Annotated in this window: 7 protein-coding genes; 3 read left to right on the top strand and 4 right to left on the bottom strand. The window is 63.1% G+C overall.

The window, feature by feature from the left end; all coding sequences use genetic code 11:
- Positions 1–246 precede the first annotated feature (246 nt).
- A complete protein-coding gene (locus JX325_RS09620) occupies positions 247–1,647 on the top strand; it encodes a sodium-dependent transporter (RefSeq protein WP_204790934.1) in 1,401 nt (466 codons plus the stop codon).
- 77 nt (positions 1,648–1,724) lie between these two features.
- Here JX325_RS09620 and JX325_RS09615 read toward each other — a convergent pair whose 3' ends face one another.
- Positions 1,725–2,102, bottom strand: a complete 378-nt coding sequence (locus tag JX325_RS09615; protein ID WP_279380525.1) for a helix-turn-helix domain-containing protein — start codon at positions 2,100–2,102, stop codon at positions 1,725–1,727.
- A gap of 119 nt (positions 2,103–2,221) precedes the next feature.
- Here JX325_RS09615 and JX325_RS09610 point away from each other — a divergent pair, with 119 nt between their 5' ends.
- Complete coding sequence (locus JX325_RS09610; RefSeq protein ID WP_204790933.1) at positions 2,222–3,157, top strand: radical SAM protein; 936 nt, start codon at positions 2,222–2,224, stop codon at positions 3,155–3,157.
- Here the strand turns inward: JX325_RS09610 and JX325_RS09605 are convergent.
- Positions 3,138–4,319 (bottom strand): phosphodiester glycosidase family protein, encoded by a 1,182-nt coding sequence (locus JX325_RS09605; RefSeq protein WP_204790932.1) that lies wholly within the window; start codon positions 4,317–4,319, stop codon positions 3,138–3,140. The genes JX325_RS09610 and JX325_RS09605 overlap by 20 nt on opposite strands.
- A gap of 370 nt (positions 4,320–4,689) precedes the next feature.
- On the opposite strand from JX325_RS09605, the gene JX325_RS09600 reads away from it, so the two are divergent.
- Entirely contained in the window at positions 4,690–5,901 is a 1,212-nt protein-coding gene (locus JX325_RS09600; RefSeq protein WP_279380524.1) for a KamA family radical SAM protein, read from the top strand.
- Positions 5,902–6,970: 1,069 nt separating this feature from the next.
- Here the strand turns inward: JX325_RS09600 and JX325_RS09595 are convergent.
- Positions 6,971–8,305, bottom strand: coding sequence for an MATE family efflux transporter (locus tag JX325_RS09595; protein WP_243414027.1), 1,335 nt, complete (start codon positions 8,303–8,305; stop codon positions 6,971–6,973).
- A gap of 14 nt (positions 8,306–8,319) precedes the next feature.
- The coding region (locus JX325_RS09590) for a linear amide C-N hydrolase (protein ID WP_204790930.1) at positions 8,320–8,650 on the bottom strand (331 nt) is incomplete at its 5' end.

Raw genomic sequence — 8,650 nt, 5'->3', positions numbered from 1 at the left:
GCATCGTCTGGGGCCACAAGCTGCCCATGCGCCACTTCCACGCCTTCCTCGAGCCCTATCCCAACGAGGAGAAGTAAGTCCCCCCTGAAAAGTAAGTGCCACTGTACCGCAGGTTGAGTGTACAGCTTAGAGAGGGCGCCCGCCCTGTTCCAAAGTCAAATGACGTGGACCCGGCGGACAGCCCTCTCTTTCTCGTTTTCCGGCCAGCGGTTGTGTGTATATCGAGAAAGAGGAGGAAATTGTTACATGAGCAACGAGACCTTGCAAACCCGCGACGGGTTTAAGAGCCAGTGGGGCTTTATTCTGNCCTGCATCGNCTCCGCCGTCGGCATGGGCAACATCTGCCGCTNCCCCATCANGGTTGCCAAGTGGGGCGGCCTGACCTTCCTGATTCCCTATTTCATCATCGTTCTTCTGGTGGGCAACTCCGGCGTTATGGAGGAGTTCGCCCTGGGCCGCCGGGCCCAGGCGGGCCCCATCGGCGCGTTCGGCCACGCTACCGAGGCCAGAAACGGCAACCGGAAGTTGGGCGAAGCCATCGGCCTGATTCCCATTGTGGGCTCTATGATGCTGGCAATCGGCTACACCGTGGTCATGAGCTGGATTTTCAAGTACACCTTCATGTCCCTCACTGGCGGCCTGTACGCCTTGGGTCAAGACATGGGCGCCATCGGCGGCACCTTTGGCGGCGCGGCTCCCGAGGCCGCGACTCTGGGCGAGGCCGTCAGCATGATGCTCCAGGGGGGAATCTTCGGTGTGGGCAACAGCATGTGGCTGATCATCGGCCTGGTGGTAGCGATGATTATTATGGCCATGGGCGTGGCCAACGGCATCGAAAAAGCCAACAAGATCATGATGCCGGTGCTCTTCGGCCTGTTCGTCATTCTGGCCGTCTACATCGGCTTCCAGCCCGGCGCTTCCGAGGGCTATAAGTTCCTGTTCACCCTGGACCCCGCAGGTCTGGTGAGCCCCCAGGTGTGGATTTACGCCTTCGGCCAGGCGTTCTTCTCCCTGTCCGTGGCGGGCAACGGCTCCGTTATCTATGGTTCCTACCTGCCCAAGGACGAGGACATCCCCTCCTCCGCCCGGCGTGTGGCTTTGTTTGATACCCTGGCCGCCCTGCTGGCCGCTTTCGTCATCATCCCCGCCATCGGTGCGTCCGGCTTTGCCATGAGCGACGTGACCCCCGGCCCCGGCCTGATGTTCGTCTATCTGGTCAACATCCTCAACGGCATGCCTGGCGGACGGATCATCGGCATCANCTTCTATGTGGCCGTCCTCTTCGCGGGCATCAGCTCCATCATCAACCTGTACGAGGCCCCCGTGGCCACTATGCAGGAGCAGTTCAAGCTGAAGCGGCTTCCCGCCGTGGGGATCATCGGCGTTGTTGGCGTCATCGTGGCCCTGCTGATTCAGCCCTGGACCTCCCAGTGGATGGACGTGGTTTCCATCTACATCTGCCCCTTGGGAGCTGGTCTCGCCGCCATTATGTTCTTCTTCGTCCTGCCCCGCAAGGAGGCCCTGGATGAGGTCAACCACGGCGCCAAGAAGCCTGTCGGCAAATGGTTCGAGTATCTGGGCTACCTGTTCATCGTCATGTGCTTCATTGCCCTGGTGGCCGGTGCCATGCTGGGCGGCATCGGCTGAGCTTGGCTGACCGCGAACCGTTACCCCGGCGTTCTGAAAAAAAGAACGCCCGCTGTNGGAAGACNGCGGGCGTTTTTTCACTGGTCCGGACCCTCGTAAGGGGAAACATAGCCCGGCGGGCAGAGCCGCTCCGCGCTCCATTGGAGCATCTGCTCCAGGATGGGCCGGAAGCTCTCTCCCAGCTCCGTCAGGGAGTACTCCACCCGGGGCGGCACCTCCCCGTAGACCTCCCGGTGCAAAAACCCGTCCCGCTCCAGCTCCCGGAGCTGCTTGGTCAGGGAAGACTGGGTGATGCCGTCCAGGCGGCGCAGGAGCTGGCCGAAGCGCTGGACCTTGTAGAAGGACACATACCAGAGGATGAGGATTTTCCACTTGCCTCCCAACACCGCCTGGAGGCTGGCCATGGGGACGCAGCGGGCCATCACATCCGGCGTCTGAAATTTGTTCCCGTCCACGGGGGCCTCCTTTCATTGGTGCAAAAAAGGGTACTGATGCTAAAAAAATTGCGTACTTGCGGCGCTGCGCGGCCCGGAGTAATATGGCGGCAGAATCGAACTTGAGAGGAGACGCGTTTATGCACTTTTATGGAACCATCTGGCGGCCGCCCTATGAGGCGGATTCCCTTTTGATCCAAGCCACGGCGGGCTGCACCCACCACGCCTGCAAGTTCTGCACGCTGTACGAGGACCTGCCCTTCCGCTTCCGCATGTCGCCCCTGGAGGAGGTGGAGGCGGACCTCCAGGAGGCCCAGCTCTGGGGGACGGACCCCATGGCCCGGCTCTCCGTCCGGCTCCAGGGCCTCCCCGAGCCCCAGGGGCCCCGGCGGGTCTTTCTGGTGGGGGCGAATCCGTTCGTGCTGCTGCCGGGGCGTCTGGAGGAAATCGCCGGGCTTATCCGGCAGTACCTTCCAACGGTGAAGAGCATCGGCTGCTTTGCCCGGGTGACGGACGTGGGGCTCAAGAGTGATGAGGAGCTGCGCCGCCTCCGGTCCCTGGGCTATGACGGGCTGACCGTGGGCGTGGAGACAGGGGACGGGGAAGCCCTGGCCTTTATGAACAAAGGCTATCAGGCCCGGGACATCGTGGAACAGGCGGCGCGGCTGGACGGGGCGGGCATCTCTTACAGCTTCTTCTACCTGGCGGGCATTTCCGGCGCGGGCCGGGGGAGGGAAGGCGCCCTGCGGAGCGCGGAGGTCTTCAACCGGACCCGCCCTGTGCGCGTCGGGTCCTCCATGCTGACCGTCTTCCCGGATTCGGAGCTGTACCGGGAGATACAGGCGGGAAACTGGAAGGAAGAGAGCGAGCTGGAAAAGCTGGAGGAGCTGAAGGTTCTGATAGAACACCTGGTTATCCCCACCCGTTTCGAGACGGACGGGGCTTCCAATCTGGTTCATGTCCGGGGGGAACTGCCCCGGGACCGGGCGGCGCTGGCCGGATATCGGGAGCGCCTGATCGCCGGGGCGGATGAGGAGTCCCTCCGGGCCTACCGGGTCAATCTAAAACATCTATAAAGGGGATGCCCTTCACCACCCAGGCGTCNGGCANATAGCNGNCCTGGGGCATGGCGCTGCTGTTTTTCGNGATGCTCCGCCCGTTGTAGGTCATGGAGGAGCTGGACCCGCCGTCCATGTTCATGGCGGTCCAGCAGCCGTAGCNCAGCAGGATGTCCGCGCACTNCGACACGGTGGTCNCCAGGCTGTGGCCCACCCGGCGGCCGTCGATGACCAGCAGGAGCGCGGCCTTGTCCGCCGTCTGGCCGATGACCGTCCGGGGCTGGATGCCCATGCCGAAGGAGCCGTCGATGTTCTTCTCCCCGTTCAGCACGATGATGGGATAGAACTGCACCGCGTCCCGCATCTCGTCCNGATCCAGGCNCNNGCNCGCCNGAAAGTTGNCGTCATAATCAAACCCGGCGGTTTGGTAGCGGCCCTTGAGGGCCTGGCCGGAGTACTCGNCGCCGGAGAGGACGAAGCCCATGGGCACGTTGCCCCGGCCCTTGCCCTCCGGGTCGTAGAAGCCGCTGGCGTTGACGCCCAGCACGGCGCCATAGGCGTCGCAGAGCTCCGTCACCGTCTGCCCCCGGCCGGAGAGGGTATTCTTCGCCAGGATAACCTGAGAACTGTCNTTGGCGATGNCCAGCTTGCCCTGATACCCCTCGCCGGAGACGGTGAGAATGAGGATTTTGTTCGGCACGTCGATGGCCCAGACCTTGTCCCCGGCGGTGGTGCGGACCCCTTCCAGTTTTTCCTTCTCCAGGACGGGCAGGTCCTCCCAGGTGATGGACTCCGGCAGGGTGGACAGGTCCACCTCCGGGAACAGGGCGGCAAAGTCCGCGATGGCCTGCTCCNCCAGGGTCCGGGCGGACTCTGAGGGGGGCGGCGCTTCCGTCCCCTGGGCGATGTCGCTGGCCTCAATGAGGTTGTCCTGGAAGCGGGCCTCCACGTCCTTCATGGCCTCTTCAATGGCGGAGTCCGGCAGGAAGGCCGTNGCCAGCCACTGGTGGGTCATGGTGCCCATAGCCGTCTCAATGTACAGCGTCCGCCACTTGGCGATAAACGGGATGCCGGAGAAGGCGAACAGCAGATATAACGCCGCCAGCAGAACGACCGCGGCGGCTGCGGCGGCGGCGATCCGCCGTCCGCGCTTAGAGGGGGAACGGGTTTCTTCGTTCATAAACAGGGCCTCCGCCAGGAAAATCACGCACTTTTTATCTGGTAAGTATATCAGCCGGNCAAGGNTGTTGNCAAGGCGGCGGAAAAGAGCGCGCCCCGGCGCGGAAGCCTTCCCGGCATCCTTTCGGGCCGTGAAAGTTCTGGCCGGTCGGCCGTCTTGGCGGGCCCGGTTTTAGTGGAACGGGGCCCCTCGGCGTCCAGTACAAAATTGGACTTGAATTTTTTGGGATTTTCGGCTATAATAATGAAAACAGTATTTGCGGCGCATTGTTTTCCGACGCCCCGGCGGCGGGCCGCGTAAATTTGGGAGGACCATTCGGCAGTTATATGAACACCGTTTAAAGCGTCNTATCTGATTTGATTTATCTTATTTGAAAAGATCTGAACAACGTTTATGTAAAGCGCAGGAGCCGGACGGTCAGGGCCGGATCTGCGCTTTTTTCCGTATTTTTTTAGAAAGGTGGTGGCAGCTGATGAGCTGGCAGAACGAATTGAGGAACGGATACCGGACGGCGGAGGAGCTGGCGCCCATCCTGGGATGGACGCCGGAGGAAACCGCCCGCTACGCCGCGGTGATCGAGCGGTATCCCATGCTGATCCCACCCTATTACCTGTCCCTGGTGGACCCCAAGGACCCGGAGGACCCCATCGGTCGGATGTGCGTCCCCTCCCTGGCGGAGCTGGACGCCGGAGGCGAAACGGACACCAGCGGCGAGGCGGACAACACCATGGTGGAGGGCCTCCAGCACAAATACACCCAGACGGCCCTGCTCCTCTCCACCAACCAGTGCGCCATGTACTGCCGCCACTGCTTCCGCAAGCGGATGGTGGGCCTCACCGACGCGGAGCTGAACAAGCGGGTGGACGAGGCCGTGGCCTATGTCTCGGAGCACAAGGAGATCAACAACATCCTGGTTTCCGGCGGGGACGCCTTTATGAACCCCAACCACATCCTGGAGCGCTACCTCCGGGAGCTTACCGCCATCGAGCACCTGGACCTGATCCGCTTCGGCTCCCGGATGCCGGTGACCTTGCNGGAGCGCATTTACGGGGATCCGGAGTTTTTGGATCTGTTCGAGGCGTACGGGAAGAAAAAAACCCTGGTCCTGGTGACCCANTTTAACCACCCCCGGGAGCTGACGGCTGAAGCGGCCCGGGCCCTCCGGGCCATGATTGGGCGGGGTGTGCCGGTGCGGAACCAGACGGAGCTGATGCGGGGCTTCANCGACGGCGGGGAAACCCTGGGGAAGCTCCTCTCCGGCCTGGTCCGGCTGGGAGTCATGCCCTACTACATCTTCCAGTGCCGCCCGGTCACCGGGGTCAAGGGCCGCTTCCAGGTTCCTCTGACGGAAGGCATCAAAATCGTAGACGATGCCAAATCCTATCAGAACGGCCTGGGCAAGGCGGTGCGCTACGCCATGAGCCACCCCCGGGGCAAAATCGAGATTGTCTGTGCGCTTCCCGGCGGGGAAACCCTGTTCAAGTTCCACCAGAACAAGGACCCGGAGGACCGCTCCCGGGCTTTCACCGTCCGGCTGTCCCCCACGGACACTTGGCTGGACGGGGAGCTCCGGGGCATGTGAGAAACTGGGGGAGAAAACAGACATGCGGCGGGCCGAAGGGCCCGCCGCGTTTTGCCGCTCAGAGATCGGGGGACGGGGAGGACTCCNGCAGGGCCGGANGCNTCCACTCCCGGAAGCGTTTGGCGGTCCGCCAGAGGTAAACCATCCGCATGACGGCGCAGTAGATGGCCAGGACCAGGGCGGCCAGCCCTACGATTACGGCGATAAAGGGACCCATGAACAAGGAGAGGAAAAACAGGAGCAGCGTCCCCATGGAAAACAGGAGGAGCTTCCACAGCTTCCGCCAGTTGGCGGCCAGCTCCATGTCCAGGGGCTCCACGGCCTGGGCGTGGGCGTGGAACTCCACGTAATCCCCATAGAAGCTCACGATGAGGGAGGGAACGCCCAGCAGGAAAAGCAGGCCGGACCCCTCGGGGATGACCAGCAGGAACAGGTCCATGAGCGTGACCACCAGCAGGCAGAGGGCGGCGGTGCGGTAGCCCCTTAGCACCGGCGTCAGCTTCCACAAAAACAGGACGTAGGCCAAGCCGCAGAGGAATCTCAGCGCTGTTCCCACGGCCTCGGCGGCGGGAAACGCCTGGGTTACAAGATCCACCGGCAGCAGAGCCGCCAGATTCGACGGAACCACCAGCCAGAACATCAGCCAGGTCCATTTCGCCATCAGCGGGGCGATCTCCGCCAGGCGGCGATATTTGGCCGCCTCGCTGTCCCGGCGCTGGAGCTCCTGCCGGGGAACTCCGTCCCGCTGGGCCTGGCGGGGGCAGCCGGAAACGTACGTGCAGGTCTCACACCGCTCATGCCCCTTTTCCCGGCAGCAGGCGGCGATGCCGCAGGGGCCGGAGAAGGGCCGCCCCATGTCCTCCTGGCAGCCGGCACAGTTCAGCTGATCCTTCCATCCGCAGGACTCGCAGCTTTTTCCACAGATGCCTTCCACGTTGCGCCCTCCTTTTTTGGCCCGGTAGCGGCCTTTTATTGATCTCTATTTTAACACAGAAAGATGCAGGATTCCCAACAGAAGAATTACATTTTATGACAAAAAGTTACACCCTTCCAACGCGGCGCGAACGGCTCAGTAGCCGTAGCGCTTTTGGTGCCTTGCCAGCAGCGCCGCCGACATGAGCAGACCCAGCAGCTCCGCCGCCGGGGTGGCCAGCCAGACCCCGGTTACCCCCAGCAGCAGGGGCAGAAGCTGGACGCAGGCCACGGTGAACAGGAAGGACCGGGAGAAGGCCAGAACGGCGGAAACCACGCCGTTGGACAGGGCGGTGAACATGCTGCTGGCGAAGACGTTCAGCCCCAGGAAGAGCAGGGCGATGGAGCACAGGCGGTTCCCCGTCACCGCCAGGGCGTAGACCGGGCTGCCCGGCCGGGTGAAGACGCCCACCAGCGCCGGGGTGGCCAGGGCGGAGACGGCGGCGCAGAGGGCGGAGGCCCCCAGGATGAACCGCACGCTGAAGCGCACCAGCTTTTTCAGCTTCTCGTGGTTCCCCTCCCCGTGGTAGTAGCTGATCATGGGCGCCGCGCCGTAGGAGTAGCCGATAAACAGGGCGCTGACAAACATCAATACGTACATGATGATGGTGATGGCGGCCACGCCGTCCTCTCCGATGTATTTCAGCATGGCCAGGTTGAACAGCAACGTGGTGATGCCGGAGACCAGGGAGGTGGCCAGCTCGGAAAGGCCGTTGGCGGAGGCGTGGAGCAGCACGCCTCCCCGAAAGACCGGCTTTTGGAAGTGGAGCAGGCTGTCCCGTTTACGGAAGACCAAAAGGCCCGCCGCCGCGGTGAGGGAGTACCCCAGCCCCGTGGCGACGGCGGCCCCCCGGATGCCCAGGCCCGCCATGGCGATGAGCACATAGTCCAGGACGATGTTGCTCACGCCCCCCGCCACGGTGCAGATGAGGGACAGCCGTGACCGATCCGCGGCGATGAGGTAGAGGGAGAAGTTGTACATCAGCAAAATGGGGATGGTGAAGAGCAGATAGTCGCTGAGGTAGGCATGGCAGTAGCCGAAGACCTCCGGCGACAGGCCCATGGACCCCAGCAGGACGTCCATCAGGCCGTAGCCCAGGGCCATCATGACGGCCCCCACCACGGCGTTGGTCAAAATCAGCAGGGTGAAGTCCTGCCGGGCCTCCTCTTCCCGGCCCTCCCCCATCTTTTTCATTGCCACGGCGCTGCCGCCGGTGGCCAGCATCCCGGACACCGCCGTGATGAGCCCGATGGCCGGGGCCGTGAGGTTGATGGCCGACAGGGCGGCGGTGCCGATGAGGTTGGAGACAAACAGGCCGTCCACCATGGTGTAGAACGTGTTGAACACCGTCATGACNATGNTNGGAAAAACAAAGNGCAGGATGTTCCGTCCCGTCACCGGGAGGTGGTAAGAATCCAGACTGGCTTTCACAGCGCTCCCCTCCCTCAATTCCGGTAGTCCACGTCCTGGCGGTCNCCCAGGCCGAAATACCGNATCTCGTTCCCCTCCGCCAGCGGCCGGACGGCGGAGATCCGCCGGTTCCAGGCGGGGGCGAAGTAGTAGACGCCNCTCTNCGCGCACATCACGCTGGTGCACAGGGTCTGTTCATACACGTCGTAGTCCGGATCGGCCTTGGCCAGTCCCTCGGGGATATCCACCGGGGCAAAGGCCCGGAACATCCGGGACACGCCGTCCAGCTCGTCCCTCCCCCGGACGGAGAACTCCTTCATGAAGGCCGTCCGCACAAAGCGGGCGGGAGACGAGTAGCCCCCCGAC

It is taken from the genome of Oscillibacter sp. CU971 (assembly GCF_905219725.1).
In the GTDB taxonomy this organism is placed as follows: domain Bacteria; phylum Bacillota; class Clostridia; order Oscillospirales; family Oscillospiraceae; genus Oscillibacter.
Note: the sequence above shows the minus strand (reverse complement) of the source record. Positions and strands in the feature narration are given on the sequence as shown.